This is a genomic window from Deltaproteobacteria bacterium (assembly GCA_011773515.1).
Taxonomy (GTDB): domain Bacteria; phylum Desulfobacterota; class Deferrimicrobia; order J040; family J040; genus WVXK01.
Genome location: WVXK01000093.1, coordinates 15,712 through 30,722 on the forward strand (window position 1 = coordinate 15,712; position 15,011 = coordinate 30,722).

A 15,011-nucleotide genomic window follows, 5' to 3' on the forward strand; every position below is an offset into this window, starting at 1 on the left:
TCGAGGAGCCACGAGCCCACGACGCTTCCCCGCCTCCAGACCTCGGCGATCTCCGCCACGTCGAGGTCGTAGCGATGCTCTTCGGGGAGCGCATCGGAGTCGGCGTTCGCCAGAATGTCGAAGCCCTCGGCGTAGGCCTGCATGAGCCCGTACTCGATCCCGTTGTGGATCATCTTGACGAAATGCCCGGAGCCGGTGGGTCCGCAGTGAAGGTATCCCTCCTCCACGGTGCCACCCCTCTTTTCCCGTCCCGGCGTTCTCGATATTTCCCCCCGCCCGGGGGCCAGGGTTTTGAAGACGGGTTCCAGGTAGCGGAAAATCTCCTCGTCGCCGCCGATCATGAGACAGTATCCCCGCTCTGCCCCCCAGATGCCGCCGCTGGTCCCCACGTCCACATAGTGTATGCCCTTATTTTTCAGGTGCTTTCCCCGCCGCACATCGTCCTTGAAGTAGGTGTTGCCGCCGTCGATGATGATGTCGCCCTCGTCCATGAGCTCTCCGAGTGCCATAACCGTCTGCTCCGTTGGGTCGCCGGCGGGGACCATGACCCACACGGCCCGCGGCGCACGAAGCTTCCCTGTCAGATCCTCGAGGGACCAAGCTCCCGTCATCCCCTCGCCCTCGAGCTCCTTTACGCTTTCCGGGTTCCTTGCGTAGCCGGCGCAGCGGTGCCCGTCCCTCATCAGGCGTCTCACCATGTTTCCGCCCATTCTTCCCAGTCCGACCATGCCTATTTCCATGTCTTCCGCTCCTTTTATTCTCAGGCGGGCCCTCTTTCAACCGCCTATTTCAGTGCCCTCCGAACCGCCGCCTCCAGCTCATCCAGGGCTTTGGATGGTTTGGCAGGGAGGTGGATCCTCAGCACCCTCCTGTCGCGCTCCGACAGGACCTGAAAGTCCCCCCGCGCCTGGGCCGCTTTGACGATACCGAAGGAATATTTCCGGCCCGGAACGGACAGGTCGTTCAGGTCGTCGCACGTTATCTGAAGGAAGACGCCGGTATTGGGGCCGCCCTTGTATGCCTGGCCCGTTGAGTGGAGGAAGCGCGGCCCGAAGCCCAGGNNTTTGCCTCGTTCATCTCTATGTAGGCCAGCAGGCCGAAGTAGTCCCCGGGCCCTATACGGGAAAGGTGCCCCCGGATAAATCCCTCCATCGATGGGTCCCCCCCTGACAGGCGGGTGATTTCCGCGGCGTTGCTTTGACCGGTGAAGAGCTTGATCCCCCCCTCGACCAGGATCGGCTCCTCCGCCGGAAGTGCGCCCTCCCTTTCGAAGGAGTCGGTCAGCTCCCTGGTTGCCACCTTGCTTGCCTCCACGTCGGGCTGATTGAACGGGTTGATCCCCAGGATCGATCCGGCCACTGCCGTTGCCATCTCCCATCGAAAAAATTCCTGGCCCAGGCTGTAGAGGTCGGGTATCGCTATCCGGACGACGGGATGACCGCTCTCCTCGAGCTCTTTTACGCCTCTATCCAGTGACTCTTCAGCTCCCCCCTCCAGTCTCAGGTATACGAAGAGCCTGTCCTCACCGTATGCCGCCGGCGGACCCAGCGCTTCGCCGTCTACGGGAATGAGGGCTTTCCCGTCTTTTCCCGTCGACTCGGCGAGAAGCTGTTCCAGCCAGGCACCGAACCCCCGGATGCCGGGCGAGGTGATGATGGTCACTTTGTCTTTCCCCCTGTTGCCCAGGACCCCCAGAATGGTTCCCAGAACCACGCCGGGGTTCTCCCGCGGGGGGATGCAGGAGGAGCATGCCAGGGCCATCTCGTCGGAGCGGGTAAGGAATTCTCTGACGTCAACGCCCATGGCGGCGCCGGGAACCATGCCGAAGTCCGACAGGGCGGAAAACCTTCCGCCTATGGAGGGGACACCGTAAAAGATGCGCCGGAAGCGATCATCCCGTGCGGCCCGCTCCAGGTGGGAGCCGGGATCGGTTATGGCAATGAACCGCTCCCCGGCCTTGTCGGCGCCAACGGCCTTTTCGACCAGCTCGTAGAAATAGCTCTTGAGTATGTTCGGCTCCAGGGTGCTCCCCGACTTGCTCGATACGATGAAAAGGGTGTTCGCGGGGTCAACCCTGTCTTCGAAGGACCTGATCTGCGCGGGGTCCGTCGAGTCGAGGACGTGGAGCTCGGGATAGCCCGTTATCGTCCCGAAGGTGCGCCTGAGCACTTCCGGGCACAGGCTCGATCCCCCCATGCCCAGGAGCAGGAGGTGGGAAAACTTCCCCGTCTTCACATCCTCTGCGATATCCTCGAAACGACCGCCGTTAGCCAGCTGGTCGCCCGTTATCCCCAGCCAGCCGAGCCAATTACCCTCGTCCGTCCCCGTCCAGACGGATGGGTCGCGCCCGAAGAGACGTCTCACCTTTCCGCTGACCCTCCAGGTGTCGAGGGTTGCCGTTACGGAGGCCCCGAGGCTGTCAGGAAGGCTGTAATCCTGCGTGTTCACCCGGGCCTTGCGCGCTTCCGTGCACCTGACATCCACAGCGTCAAGCAGCTTATCGAACGCTTCCGAGAAGAGGCGAACGCCGTCGTCGAGCAAACTGCCCGAAATTTGCTTCATGGAGATGCCCGCCTGACCGAGGGAATCCATAGTTTCTCGGGCCTCTTCTTCGCCCTCTTCCAGGCTTGCCCGCGCGCGCCCGTGGTCACGGAATGCCTCGTACGTTGCGGGAGGCAACGTGTTGACCGTATCCTGCCCGATCAGCTCATCGACGTAGAGAACATCGCTGTACCGGGGGTTCTTGGTTCCCGTGCTCGCCCACAGGAGCCGCTGCGTCCGCGCTCCCTTCGCCGCGAGAGCTTCCCAGCGGTCTCCCCGGAAAATTTCCCTGTACCGCCGGTAGGCGAGCCTTGCATTCGCGATTGCAACCCTCCCGGGAAGGCTTTTCAGCACTCTCACTTCATCGGGGGACGGGCCGGCTTCGAGTCGGGCTTCCACTGCCGTCTCTATTGCGGCGTCTATTCGGCTGACGAAAAAGCTGGCAACGCTTCCCACCCTGCCAATGTCCCCGCTCCTGGTTTCCGACAACCTTTCCAGGCCCGTGATGTATGCCTGGGCAACGTCTTCGTAGGTATCCCGGGAAAAGATGAGGGTCACGTTCACGTTTATCCCCTCGCTTATGAGCTGTTCGATCGCGGGGATGCCCTCCGGCGTGGCGGGGACTTTGATCATGAGGTTTTCCCTCCCCACCGCCTGAAAGAGCCGTCGTGCCTCTTCGATCGTTCTCTTCGTTTCACCGGCGAGATAGGGGGACACCTCGAGGCTCACATACCCGTCGCCCCCACCCGTCTTTTCGTAGACGGGCCGCAACACGTCTGCCGCGTCCTTTATATCGCGGATGGCGAGCTGCTCGTAGATCGCCATGGGGTCGAGATCCTTCCGTGGGCGCAGCTTTTCGAGCAAATCCGCGTAGTCGGTGCTGCCGGTGATCGCTTTCTGGAATATGGCCGGGTTGGAGGTGACTCCCCGCAGTCCATCCTCCTCTACCATCCTCTTCAGTCCGCCGCCCGTTATAAGATCCCGCCGGATGTAGTCGAGCCATATGGATTGGCCGTATCTGCCCAGTTCATTCAAAGGATTCATCGCTTTTTCTCCACCACCCTGTCAGCCCTGCCCCCGTATTTTGCTTCCAGGGAGAGCACCTTGTTGAGTCTGCGCACGTGGCGCTCCTTTCCGGTGAACACTGCCGAAAGAAAAGCGGTCACCAGCTCCCGTGCGAGCTCGGTGCCGATCACCCGCGATCCCACGACGAGCACGTTCATGTCGTCGTGTTCCACGCCCTGGTGGGCGGAGTAGGTATCGTGACAGAGCCCCGCGCGTATGCCGGGGAGCTTGTTCGCAGCCACCGATGCGCCCACCCCGCTGCCGCAGACAAGGATACCCCGTTCTCCTGCTCCCTCCCTGAGAGCGGTCCCGACGGCTTCGGCGAAATCGGGGTAATCAACGGGGTCCTCGCTCCCTGTTCCCACGTCCACGATCTCGTGCCCCAGCCCCGTCAGGTGCTCTACGAGCCTCTTTTTCAGGAGAAATCCCGCATGGTCAGAGCCGATGACGACCCGCATCTCTCACCTCGCTTTTCCGACCTGCTCTCTTGCTGCGGCGACCACCTTCTCCGGTGTAAAGCCGAACTTCCTCTGCAGCTCCTTGAGGGGGGCGGAGGCGCCGAAGGTTTCCATCCCGATCGCCTTTCCCGCGGGCCCCACGTACCGCGACCAGCCCAGGGTCGATGCAAGCTCCACGGAGACCCGCGCCGAGATCCGTGAAGGGATGACGCTGTCTTTGTACTCTTTGTCCTGCTTCTCGAATATCTCCCAGGAGGGCATGCTCACCACGCGGGACCGTATCCCTTCCTCTTTCAGCTTTTCGTGGGCCAGAACGCACAGCCACACCTCGCTTCCCGTCGCCAGGAGGAGCACCTCCGGGTCACCGCCTTCCGCGTCTGCGAGGACGTAGGCCCCCCGGGCAAGACCCGACGCGGGCGCGTACCGCGACCGATCGATGACGGGAAGTGCCTGTCTCGATAGCACCAGGGCAACCGGTTCGTGGGCAAGCTGCATGATCACCCGCCATGCTTCGGCCACTTCGCCGGCGTCGGCGGGACGAAGGGTGATGAGGCCCGGGATTGCCCGGAGCGATGCCAGCTGCTCAACGGGCTGGTGGGTCGGCCCGTCCTCGCCCACACCGATGGAGTCGTGGGTGAATATGTAGATGACGGGGAGCTCCATGAGGGCGCTCAGCCTGATGGCAGGGCGGGCGTAGTCGCTGAATATGAGGAACGTGGAGCCATAGGGCCGGACCTTGCAGTGGGACATTCCGTTCAGGATAGATGCCATGGCGTGTTCCCGCACGCCGAAGTGGAGGTTGCGGCCGCGGTAGTTTTCCCCGGTGAAGTCACCGGCATCCTCAGAGGTGATCCGCGTCTTCGTCGACGGAGCGAGGTCGGCGGACCCGCCGATGAGCCAGGGTACGTTTCCGGCCACGGCGTTCTGCACGATGCCCGAGGCATCACGGCCGGCCATGCCCTTTGTGTCAGCATCGAATTCAGGGATGCCGCGGTCCCAGCCCTCCGGGAGCTTGCGCCGCTGCATGCTGAAGAGCTGGTCCGCGAGTTCCGGGTATTTCTTTTCGTAGGCGTGGAACATGTCGATCCAGGCATTCCGGAGCGACCTGCCCCTTTTTCCCATACCGTCATGGAAATGCTCCCGAACGCCGTCGGGCACGAGGAACGCGCTGTCCTCCGGCCACCCGTAGTTTCTTTTCGTCAGCCTGATCTCATCCTCCCCCAGGGGAGCCCCGTGGGCCGCGCTGGTATCCTGCTTGTTGGGGGAGCCGTAGGCAATGTGGCTGTCGACGATGATAAGGGTTGGTCTATCTGGGGTATTCTTGAAGGTCTGGAAAGCGTCTTCGAGCATCTCCAGGTCGTTTGCATCGCCCACCCGGGTCACGTTCCAGCCGTAGGAGATGAACCTTGTCGCCACGTCTTCGGTGAAGGCCCAGTCCGTATGCCCCTCGATGGTGATCCTGTTGTTGTCGTATATCCAGCAGAGGTTCGCGAGTTTCAGGTGACCGGAGAGGGATGCGGCCTCCGATGCTACCCCCTCCATCATGTCTCCATCGCTGCACATGGCGTACACGTGGTAGTCGAACATCTCGAAACCGGGCCGGTTGAAGTACCCGGCCATCCACGCGCCGGCGATAGCCATGCCCGTGCTCACGGCCGCTCCCTGTCCCAGCGGCCCCGTCGTGGTTTCCACTCCCGACGTCCAGCGGTATTCCGGGTGCCCGGGGCACTTGCTGTCGAGCTGGCGGAATCTTTTTATGTCGTCAAGGGTGACGGAGGGCTCGCCGAGCGTTTCGTACTTCGGGTTGACCGCTTTCACCCCGGTTAAGTGCAGCATGGAGTAGAGAAGCATGGAGGCATGCCCGACGGAGAGGACGAAGCGGTCCCGGTTCGGCCATATCGGGTCATCGGGATCGAAGCGAAGATGGTGCTGCCAGAGGCAGTAGACGACGGGGGCGAGAGCCATGGGCGTCCCGGGGTGGCCGGAATTTGCTGCCTGCACGGCATCGATGGACAGGGTCCGTATCGTGTTTATGCACAGCTTTTCTATGTGGTCGTTATGTTTTTTGTGTCGCGGTACCATAGCTCAAGGCTCCAGGTTTTCTCACTCCTCTTCACCGCAGGCCCTTCCCTTCAGGTTGAAGAGGAGCTTCAGGCCTTTTTTGACCCTGTCGGAGAAGATCTTTCCCGCAAAGAACGTCCCCGTTACCCTCTTGCTTATCTCTCCCAGGGTCGGGTAGGGGTGGACGGCGGAGGCCAGGGTGGAAAGCTTCACCTTCCCGTTCATGACGGCCACCCATTCGTTTACGAGCTCTCCCGCGTGGAGGCCAAGTATCTGGACGCCGATGGGCTTTTCCCTGGCGTCCAGGATCATCTTGATCTTTCCCACCTTTGATCCCTCGGCGAGGCTTCTGTCGTTGTCTTTGAATTCCTCCGTCCATACCGAATACTCTATGCCCGCCTCTTTAGCCCTCTTCTCGTTCATCCCGATGCTTGCCAGCTCGGGGTCGGTGTACGTGCACCAGGGGAGGTTCGTATAGTCCGTATTCCGGGGGATGCGAAAGACAGTATTGCTCAGCACGATGCCTCCCTCGTAGCCGGCAGCGTGGGTGAACTGATATTTTCCCGTCACGTCCCCGGCACCGTAGATGTGCTTGTAGTTGGTCCTCAATCTTTTGTCCACCGTGAGACCTTTCCGGTCGAAGGCGATGCCGATCTCCTCGAGACCCGCCCCGTAGAGGTTGGGGCTCCTGCCCATCGCGACGAGGATCGTCTCTGCCCTGAGATCCCTGGTCCCCCCCTCGCCCGTTTTTATCGTGATCTCCCGTTCACCTCCCCGGTCGCGGGCTCTCAGGACTGCCGAATTGAGGTGAAACGTGACCCCCTCTCCGGAGAGCACCTCCATGACCTGGTCCGCCATGTCCCTGTCCTCCTTGCTCAAGATCTGCCCGCTTCTCTGGACGACGGTCACCTTCGTCCCGAGCCTGGTAAATGCCTGGGCCATCTCGATGGCTATGGGACCGGCTCCCAGCACGATCATCGAAGAGGGCAGCCTGTCCAGGGAGAATATCTCTTTGTTCGTGATGAAGGGAGTTTTGTCCAGGCCCTCGATCGAGGGTATAGCGGGGGACGACCCCGTGGCGATGACCCAGTTTTTCGCAGAAACGGTCCTCCCGTTCAGCCTGACCGCATTCTCGTCGATGAACGTTGCATCACCGAACTCGACCTTTGCTCCGAGCCTGCAGAACCTCTCCTCGGAATCGTGCTTCTGGATAATGTCGATGACCGACCTGATACGCTTAGCCACCTCCCGGAAATCGACGGGCTCTACGTCCACCGGGGGCAGACCGTACCGGTCCGCGCTCTTCATGAGGTGGCACACGTGAGCCGTTTTTATGAGCGTCTTACTCGGGACGCACCCGTAATGGAGGCAGTCGCCCCCCAGCTCCTTCTCTTTTTCGATGAGCATGGTCTTTGCCCCGAGCTGCGCTGCCCCTGCGGTAACGGTCAGGCCTGCGGCTCCCCCGCCGAGTACGCCCAGATCATATTCAAAATTTGCCATTACACCCCTCCCAAATAGTGTGGTATCGAGACGTTATGAGCCCTTTACGGCGTTTACCCTCCTCGATTTGTAAAGGGACATCAGTTTTTTCACCGTTAACGGGAAAAGCCCCAGAATGACGAAGGAGATGATCAACCCGGGAGAGAGGATGCCTTTCAGGGAGTCTATTTTCGCCAGCTCCTTTCCTGCGTTTACATAGACCATGGTACCGGCGAGCATCCCCACCTGTGATACCCAGTAGAAGGTGCGTAGAGGCATCTTCGTGAGCCCCATGACGAGATTGATCATCCAGAAGGGGAAGACGGGAATGAGCCGCAAGGTGAAGAGGTAGAAGGGGCCTTCCTTTTCAACCCCTTCGTTCACCGTCTGGAGCTTGTCGCCGAATTTTCCCTGGACCCAGCCCTGGAGAAGGTATCGCGAAACGAAACAGGCCAGCGTGGCACCGATGCTGCTGGCAAAGGATACGACGACCGTACCCACGAGGAAGCCGAAGAGTGCCCCTCCCAGGAGGGTCAAAACGGCAGCCCCCGGAAGAGACAGTGAGGTAACCAGTATGTAGATGAGCATGTAACTACCGATAACCAGGGCGCTGTTTTCCGCATAGAGCGCCCGGAAACTCTCCTGGGACGCTTTTATGTAGGCGAGGGAAAAGTACTGATCCAGGTTGAATATCTTGAACGCGGCGACACAGAGGGCGATGACGAGGACTATGCCGATCTTCTGAATCGTGTTTCTTTTCATATCCGAGATTGTTTTTTTCGCATTCCTGCGGTTTTTAATTTTTCAGTCGCAATAAAATTGATTTCCTTACATATTTTTAAAGGTAGCAGATTTCTTATCTATGTGTAACCTATAACTGTTTGATTGCCGAAAGATGGCGGATGATTCCCCAAAGCCCGGTAATGATGACACTTCCGGACTTCTACCGGTTGGGAGGATGGAAGAGGGGTTGGTCGCGTCAGGAAGGCGGGGACGAACCCGGAATCGCTTTTCCCTGTATCTTCGATATGATCCTGCGGCAGGTTTTCATCCCCAATCCCGCCAGGAGTATCAGGCCGGTGCCGGTGAGAAGCAGCATGACGGACCCGCTGAGCGGTAAGGGGATCAACTTCCCCGGCTGTCGGTTTTCCGAGACCCGGTCAACGCCTCTGCCTGCTGCCGCCCTGGTGGCCCCGATCTTCTGGGAAGAGGCGTATCGCAGACCGGCGGACTGTTGCGCTCCCCTCTCGACGGGAAAGCTTTCTTCCGGAAAATAAGCATCTCCGGGGGAGATGACGCGGTGATCGGGGAGAGAAAATCTGCTCGCCCCTTCTGCATACGAACCATGCAGCCGGTACGTCGGGGGCTTGCTCGCGGCGGCGGGGGTGTGGGTCAAAAGCGATAAAGACACCGATATGACGATGACAGGAATTGTGTTCTTCATGGTGCCGTTGCCTGCGCGCTCTTTTTCCCAAATCCCGCTCCGTTTACGGGCGAAAAACCAAAATGTCTTGATTTTCATGAGATTGTTATAGGTCTCCCGTCTTAGTCTTCCGGCTTCTTCCCGGTATCCTGGGGGGGCACTTTGTCCCGGTATTCGGGGTCGAAGAGGGAGGGCTGGGTCCTTTCGCTGATGTAGCGGATGGCCCGGCGCAGAAACCACTCTTTCAGCGTTACGCCCTCTTCGCTCAGGGCGTCATAGAGCCGCTCCTTGACCGATGGGTCGACTTCCAGTACGATTCTCCCGCTCTTTCCCCGCACCATATCGAACGTTCCTATATCATGTTCAGTATGTTACATTACATCAAATTTTCGCATTGTCAAGGGAATTATTGCCCGGGATTATCTATTTCTTTCGCCTGAAATCCAGGGCTCCGGGGTGATAGTTCCGGACCCGGAAGGGCCCGGACCGAAAATCAATCCATAGTCCGGCGCATCTCAATGACGAGTTGGTCCAGGCGTCGATCGGTTGAGGAGACGACGAGTCCTTCCAGCCGTCCCGCAAGCTCAAGGTCCCCGCTGCTTCTTTCCAGTGTCGTCCTGGCAATGAGGAGATATTTTCCCTCCGGCAGATTAACGACAAAAGATCCGTGATATCCGCTGCGGGTCTTCGCGTGGGGTTGCCATTTTCCTTCCTCCCAGCGGAGAACCTCGATGGTGACGTCCTCCAGGGCCATGCCGGCCGCAGGCCCCATCTCACGAAACAGGGTCTTGCCGGACACCGTTGTCAGGGAAGGGGAGGGTGGCCGGCAGGCAGGCTGCAGAAGGAAAAGAAGGGGCAGGAGGATTGCGGCGGCAGGCAGTCTTGGCAAAACGGGCCGCTTCCCCCGGGCTTTCCCATTTCCGGTTGTTTTGCTTTCCCTCGTGACCATTTTTCCACCGCCGCATCTGGCTTCGCAGCGCCTTTTCCCGTGTCTTCTCAGTTTACCACGAAGAAAACAGGATCTCCCGCCGATGACCACGGCAGGGGATTCGGGGTTGTTTCCCCCGAGAAAAGCCCCGTCCGGGTGTGAATGCAGGTGCGCAGCATGCAGATGAGACCGCGCAGCACCGTTCCTATTCGATTGCCCGTGGCCGATCTGGCGCTCAATAATTACCAATGAAAATAAATATTTAGAGAATTCAGGCAGCGATTTTCCCGGGCGGCACGGTGTTTGTAATGGAAATAGACATGGCACGGCAAACCCACATACCTTTCGTTGGAACGCGTCGCTTTCGCCTACCTCTTGTACTGATTCTGGGTGCGTTCATGACGATTGTATCCCTTTCCCCCGGGTGGGGCAGCGATGTGGAGTTTGGAGGAGTCCGTTTTGCTTCCCTCGGCCTCGATCTTCCGGGTAAAAGGGTGGATGAAACTGCCGGCCTTTTGCTTCGCGGGGATTACCGAGGCGTTGGAAGAGACCGGATTTACGAGGGGGTCTACGCCGGTTCAGCAAAATTTGCCGGCATGGAGAAGGAGTTGCATATCGATTCGGTCGCTTTCACCCTGTCGAGAATAGAGGCCAAACCAGGTTTTCGGGACGGCGGCATCTCCACATTGAATGGAACATCCGCCGCTCCGCCCGCAAGCGACCCTCGCGCGGCAGCGGGAGCGTATCCCCGCTATGCCACCTCCGGCATGAGTCGCCGGGCTTTGCCAGAAGGAACGAATCAGCCTTCCCAGAAGAATGAGGGGACGTCTCTTGGCTTCAGCGTGCGTTTTCTGGGTGCCGTTTTGCTCAACAGCCACGTGATGACCCTCGTCAAGAGCCCCATTTCCTCGTCCTTTCGGCTCCTGAACTATGCATTCGATACCACCAAGGGGACCCTTACCTCCATCGTCCATGAATACGACGACCCCCCACCTCCCCTGTCGCATGCCCGCCCGATGGATCTTGGCAAGTGGGAGGAGAAGCTCGACGGGATAACGGGGGGAAAGCGATACCGGGGAAGCGTCAAGTTCCTCATTGACGGGGAGGATTTTTTCTCCGAGTTGATCCAGTCGATGGAGGAAGCAGCCGATTCCGTCTATGTCCGCATAAACATATTCGACACGGACGATTATGCGGTCAGGATTGCCGACCTGCTCAGGGAACGGTCAAAAGAGGTTGAGGTGAAGGTTTTGATGTGTGAGATGAGCTCGATGTTAAACGGCAGGCAGCCACCCGAATCGCCGGTCCCGGAAAATTTCACCTTTCCCGCATCGATAAAAGAATATCTGGAAAGGGATTCCGCGGTCACCGTCCGTCCCATCGCAAATCCCTGGTTCACTTCCGACCACACGAAAACGATCATCATCGACAGGAAGAGGGCGTTTGTCGGCGGCATGAACATCGGACGGGAATACCGCTTCGACTGGCACGACATGATGGTCGAGCTCGAAGGCCCTGTCGTGGGTCGGCTGAGCAAGGACTTTTTCAGGGCATGGGCCCACCAGGGACCCGCGGGAGACCTGGGATACGCATGGGCTTCCCTGTTCAGGACAGAGAGTTATCGGGGGAAGGAGCACAGGGATGATTACATCGATATACGGCCCCTGTACACGAAGACCGGCGATGAGGAAATCTATCGGGCTCACATAGCGGCGATACGGGAGGCACGGCGGTACATCTACATAGAGAATCCCTACTTTACCGATGATACGATGTTAAATGAGCTGATAAAGGCGCGCCGCCGCGGGGTGGACGTGCGGGTGATCTTGCCCTCCCGCACCGATTCGGAGCTCATGACCAGCAGCAACCTGCTCGCTGCGAACAGCATGGTCAGAAACGGCATACGTGTCTTTGTCTATCCCGGAATGACCCACGTCAAGGCGGCGATTTTTGACGGGTGGGCATGCCTTGGCTCGGCCAATCTCAATCTGCTCAGCATGCGCCTCAACCAGGAGACGAATATCGGCTTTTCCGATCCTCAGACGGTGAACCGCCTGAAGCGCGATCTTTTCGAGGTCGATTTCAACGTATCCAGAGAGCTGACGGGACAGCGGGATGTGGGCCTTTCCCATTACATTTCAGAGGCGCTCCTGGATCTCTTTTAACGGCGGGCTCGTCCTGTCGGGCCATCACCCGGGCATCCTTTCGAGAAGGGAGATTACCTTCGAGATCGCGTCGGCCAGGTCGTAGGTCAGTTTCATCAGGGTGGAATTTTCCGGCGTCGCCCCCATGCCGCGCAGGAACTTCATTTCCTCGCCGTCCATGGTCTCCGTGAAAAGGGCCCTGGCATCTGACACCATGGCTCTGCCGTGGTCCAGGGAGAATTCGTCCACCTCTCCTGCCATCCCCATCTTTCCGAGCATGATCAGGCTCGCTCCCTGGGTGGCCATCTGGAGGGCATGGTTAAGCGCGATGTGCATGTGGTGCATCGACATCGAGCGTGCCGAGGACATGTGCTCGATGTCCATCTTCCCCAGCTGGGCGATCACGTCGAGCATCGCATTCCCGAGGGCTTGCGTGTACTGCATGAGTGGTGAGTCGGCAAGCTCTCCCTTCATCAACTCCTTTATCTCGGAACCCCCGAGAGAACGCTGTATGATCTTCGTGCCCTTGGCGACCATGGTCTGCCCGTGCATCTTCGTGGGCCTGTCCAGGTACCGGGTCATCTTCATCCCGGCTATCATCACGAGATTCGATCCCTCGGTCACCATGGTGATGCCGTGATTCATCATGATGTGCAGGTGGTGAAGCATCATGCCGGCCTCTGCTGCGCCTTTCTGCTGCATTTCCCCTTCCGCGCCGGAGGCGGGGAAAGGGGTACCGGCTAATAAAAGCACAACGAGCAACAATGCAAGCCTTCTCATGATATGTTTCCTCCTTTCCGGATCGGGGCCGCGCCCCGTTAACAAAAAATTCTACCATTTTCAGGAAGATATGGCTATAGAGGGACGTTTTTGCCTTCGTTTAGTTTCCTCGAAAGTTCACAGATAGCGTTTCCGGGGACGAAATTAGGGTACACTGTTGGTACGGGAACGCGTCATCTGACGCGGGGAGAAATGGACGGGAAATGATAGGCCGCTACTCGCATCTCGGTGTCTACCGGAAACTGCTCAGATCCGGGGAGTTCTACAGGGTCTTTGCGGGTGCCGTTTTCGCCCTGGCCGCCTACCTCTGGGAAGGGGGGACGCACCTTAAATCTTTCGAGGGAATTGCCCTGGCCCTTGCCTCTGTCGCCCTGAACGGGTTTCCCATCGTCAGAGGAGCCGTCGACGGGCTGGTGCGGCGCAAGGTGAACGTGGACGAGCTGGTGAGCCTGGCGATAATAGCGAGCCTTGTGAAGGGGGAATTTCTCACAGCGGCCATCGTGAGTTTCGTGATGGTCCTCGGGGCGGTCATCGAGAAGGTGACGGCCGAGTCTGCCCGGAACGCTGTCGTGTCGCTCATGAGCATCTCTCCTGACGTTGCCACCGTTATTGCCGATGGGGAGACGAAGAGGGTGAAGGTGTCGGATATAAGCTCGGGGGATCTTCTCCTCGTGCGACCGGGGGAGCGCATTCCCGTAGACGGGGACATCGTGGAAGGCCTGACCGCAGTCGATGAGTCATCTGTGACGGGAGAGCCGATGCCGAGGGAGAAAAAGCCGGGCGATGAGGTGTATGCGGGGACCCTGAATCAGAGCGGCGTCGCAAAAGTCAGGGCCACCAGGATAGGAAAGGACTCCACCCTCGGGAGGGTAATCCAGCTCATTTCTGACGCGGAGGCGCACAAACCGGAGGTGGTGAGGCTCATCGACCGCTACGCCCGGTGGTTTACCCCCCTCATCCTCGCATGTGCGGGAGTTGCGTGGCTATTTACCGGAGAATCGAGCCGGGCCATAGCGGTTCTCATCGTGGGCTGTCCCTGCGCACTCATCCTCGCCGCGCCCACGGCCGTGGTCGCAGCGATCGGGCGCCTCGCAAGGGCGGGAGTTCTCGTAAAAGCCGGTCAGTACCTGGAAGAGGCCGGCAGGGCCACCGTTGTCCTCTTCGACAAGACGGGGACCCTGACAGCCGGGGAGCCGCGGGTGGATGAGATCGTCGCCGTCGATGACATCGGCACCGAACAGATCCTGGCCAAAGCCGCGTGCGTCGAGCAGAACAGCACGCACCCCCTCGCCCGCGCAATCCTGAAGGCCGCCCACTATGCGAAAGTATCCCTGAGCTATGCCGAGGAAGTCATTACCCTGATAGGGATGGGAGTCAGGGGAAAGGTGGGGGGTGAGCTCGTCGAGGTGGGGAGCACCTACATCGGGGGTGGCTCAGTTCATCTCCCGGACTCCCTGCGGGAAAACTATGAGTCCTTCAAGAGGAGGGGGTCCACGCCCCTGGTCGTCTATCAGGACAGCCGTCCCGTGGGAGTCATCAGCGTTTCCGACAGGGTGCGCGAGCATGCCCCGCAGACGGTAGCCAAGCTTCGGTCGCTGGGGATCCTGAAGACGGGCGTGGTGTCCGGGGATCATGAGAGGGCGACGAAGCTCGTGGCGGATTCCGTGGGCCTCACCGAGAGATGGTACGGGCTCAATCCCGAGGAGAAGCTCCACGTGATCAAGCAGTATCAGAGAGAAGGGGCTACGGTTGTCTTCGTCGGGGACGGGATCAACGATGCCCCGGCACTTTCCACCGCCAACGTGGGGATCGCCATGGGTGCTGCGGGAACCGACATCGCTCTGGATACAGCCGACATAGCCCTGATGAACGACGACATCTCCAAGATACCTTTCCTGATATGGCTGAGCAAGAGGACACTGAAAGTCATCAAGTGGAACATCGCTTTCGGCATGCTCTTCAACTTCATCGCCGTCATCGCCAGCGGCGGCGGGATTCTCTCCCCCGTCATGGGCGCCGTGGTCCACAATATCGGCTCGGTTCTCGTGGTGCTCAGCTCTGCCAGCCTTTCCCTGGTGAAAGAATCGGTTTGACAGGCCCGCGGTGAGTGCGCGGGCAGCTTCCCTGAAGGT

10 protein-coding genes and 2 pseudogenes (1 of these 12 running past the window's edge) are annotated in these 15,011 nt (G+C 59.4%); 2 read left to right on the forward strand and 10 right to left on the reverse strand.

Going from position 1 to position 15,011, the window contains the following annotated elements:
• The 9 genes and pseudogenes from gnd to GTN70_09750 all read right to left on the reverse strand — a co-directional run.
• A pseudogene (gene gnd / locus GTN70_09710) lies at positions 1–740 on the reverse strand (decarboxylating 6-phosphogluconate dehydrogenase) (it extends 194 nt beyond the left edge of the window).
• A 44-nt stretch (positions 741–784) separates the two neighbouring features.
• Positions 785–3,585, reverse strand: a pseudogene (locus tag GTN70_09715) (bifunctional transaldolase/phosoglucose isomerase).
• Positions 3,582–4,064: a ribose 5-phosphate isomerase B gene (rpiB, locus tag GTN70_09720; protein NIO17253.1), complete on the reverse strand. Its 483-nt coding sequence runs from the start codon at positions 4,062–4,064 to the stop codon at positions 3,582–3,584. Before rpiB ends, GTN70_09715 begins: the two are co-directional and overlap by 4 nt.
• Positions 4,065–4,067: 3 nt before the next feature.
• Positions 4,068–6,146 carry a transketolase gene (tkt, locus tag GTN70_09725; GenBank protein NIO17254.1) on the reverse strand — a complete coding sequence of 693 codons (2,079 nt, stop codon included), beginning with the start codon at positions 6,144–6,146 and terminating at the stop codon, positions 4,068–4,070.
• A gap of 21 nt (positions 6,147–6,167) precedes the next feature.
• Positions 6,168–7,625 carry an FAD-dependent oxidoreductase gene (locus GTN70_09730; GenBank protein ID NIO17255.1) on the reverse strand — a complete coding sequence of 486 codons (1,458 nt, stop codon included), beginning with the start codon at positions 7,623–7,625 and terminating at the stop codon, positions 6,168–6,170.
• Between the two features lie 33 nt (positions 7,626–7,658).
• Positions 7,659–8,366 (reverse strand): TVP38/TMEM64 family protein, encoded by a 708-nt coding sequence (locus GTN70_09735; protein ID NIO17256.1) that lies wholly within the window; start codon positions 8,364–8,366, stop codon positions 7,659–7,661.
• Between the two features lie 217 nt (positions 8,367–8,583).
• Positions 8,584–9,048 carry a hypothetical protein gene (locus tag GTN70_09740; GenBank protein ID NIO17257.1) on the reverse strand — a complete coding sequence of 155 codons (465 nt, stop codon included), beginning with the start codon at positions 9,046–9,048 and terminating at the stop codon, positions 8,584–8,586.
• Positions 9,049–9,149: 101 nt separating this feature from the next.
• Complete coding sequence (locus GTN70_09745) at positions 9,150–9,368, reverse strand: hypothetical protein (GenBank protein NIO17258.1); 219 nt, start codon at positions 9,366–9,368, stop codon at positions 9,150–9,152.
• Positions 9,369–9,520: 152 nt separating this feature from the next.
• Positions 9,521–9,916 (reverse strand): hypothetical protein, encoded by a 396-nt coding sequence (locus GTN70_09750; GenBank protein ID NIO17259.1) that lies wholly within the window; start codon positions 9,914–9,916, stop codon positions 9,521–9,523.
• A 437-nt stretch (positions 9,917–10,353) separates the two neighbouring features.
• On the opposite strand from GTN70_09750, the gene GTN70_09755 reads away from it, so the two are divergent.
• Positions 10,354–12,120, forward strand: a complete 1,767-nt coding sequence (locus GTN70_09755) for a hypothetical protein (GenBank protein NIO17260.1) — start codon at positions 10,354–10,356, stop codon at positions 12,118–12,120.
• A 24-nt stretch (positions 12,121–12,144) separates the two neighbouring features.
• Here GTN70_09755 and GTN70_09760 read toward each other — a convergent pair whose 3' ends face one another.
• A complete protein-coding gene (locus GTN70_09760) occupies positions 12,145–12,879 on the reverse strand; it encodes a hypothetical protein (GenBank protein ID NIO17261.1) in 735 nt (244 codons plus the stop codon).
• Between the two features lie 203 nt (positions 12,880–13,082).
• On the opposite strand from GTN70_09760, the gene GTN70_09765 reads away from it, so the two are divergent.
• The gene (locus GTN70_09765) at positions 13,083–14,972 is read left to right on the forward strand and encodes a heavy metal translocating P-type ATPase (protein NIO17262.1); all 1,890 of its coding nucleotides are present in this window, start codon (positions 13,083–13,085) and stop codon (positions 14,970–14,972) included.
• Positions 14,973–15,011: the final 39 nt, after the last annotated feature.

Bases quoted from the DNA above. Each gene is read 5' to 3' on its own strand.
- rpiB (NIO17253.1), bottom strand. From the start codon at position 4,064: ATGCGGGTCGTCATCGGCTCTGACCATGCGGGATTTCTCCTGAAAAAG.
- tkt (NIO17254.1), bottom strand. From the start codon at position 6,146: ATGGTACCGCGACACAAAAAACATAACGACCACATAGAAAAGCTGTGC.
- GTN70_09730 (NIO17255.1), bottom strand. From the start codon at position 7,625: ATGGCAAATTTTGAATATGATCTGGGCGTACTCGGCGGGGGAGCCGCA.
- GTN70_09735 (NIO17256.1), bottom strand. From the start codon at position 8,366: ATGAAAAGAAACACGATTCAGAAGATCGGCATAGTCCTCGTCATCGCC.
- GTN70_09740 (NIO17257.1), bottom strand. From the start codon at position 9,048: ATGAAGAACACAATTCCTGTCATCGTCATATCGGTGTCTTTATCGCTT.
- GTN70_09745 (NIO17258.1), bottom strand. From the start codon at position 9,368: ATGGTGCGGGGAAAGAGCGGGAGAATCGTACTGGAAGTCGACCCATCG.
- GTN70_09755 (NIO17260.1), top strand. From the start codon at position 10,354: ATGACGATTGTATCCCTTTCCCCCGGGTGGGGCAGCGATGTGGAGTTT.
- GTN70_09760 (NIO17261.1), bottom strand. From the start codon at position 12,879: ATGAGAAGGCTTGCATTGTTGCTCGTTGTGCTTTTATTAGCCGGTACC.
- GTN70_09765 (NIO17262.1), top strand. From the start codon at position 13,083: ATGATAGGCCGCTACTCGCATCTCGGTGTCTACCGGAAACTGCTCAGA.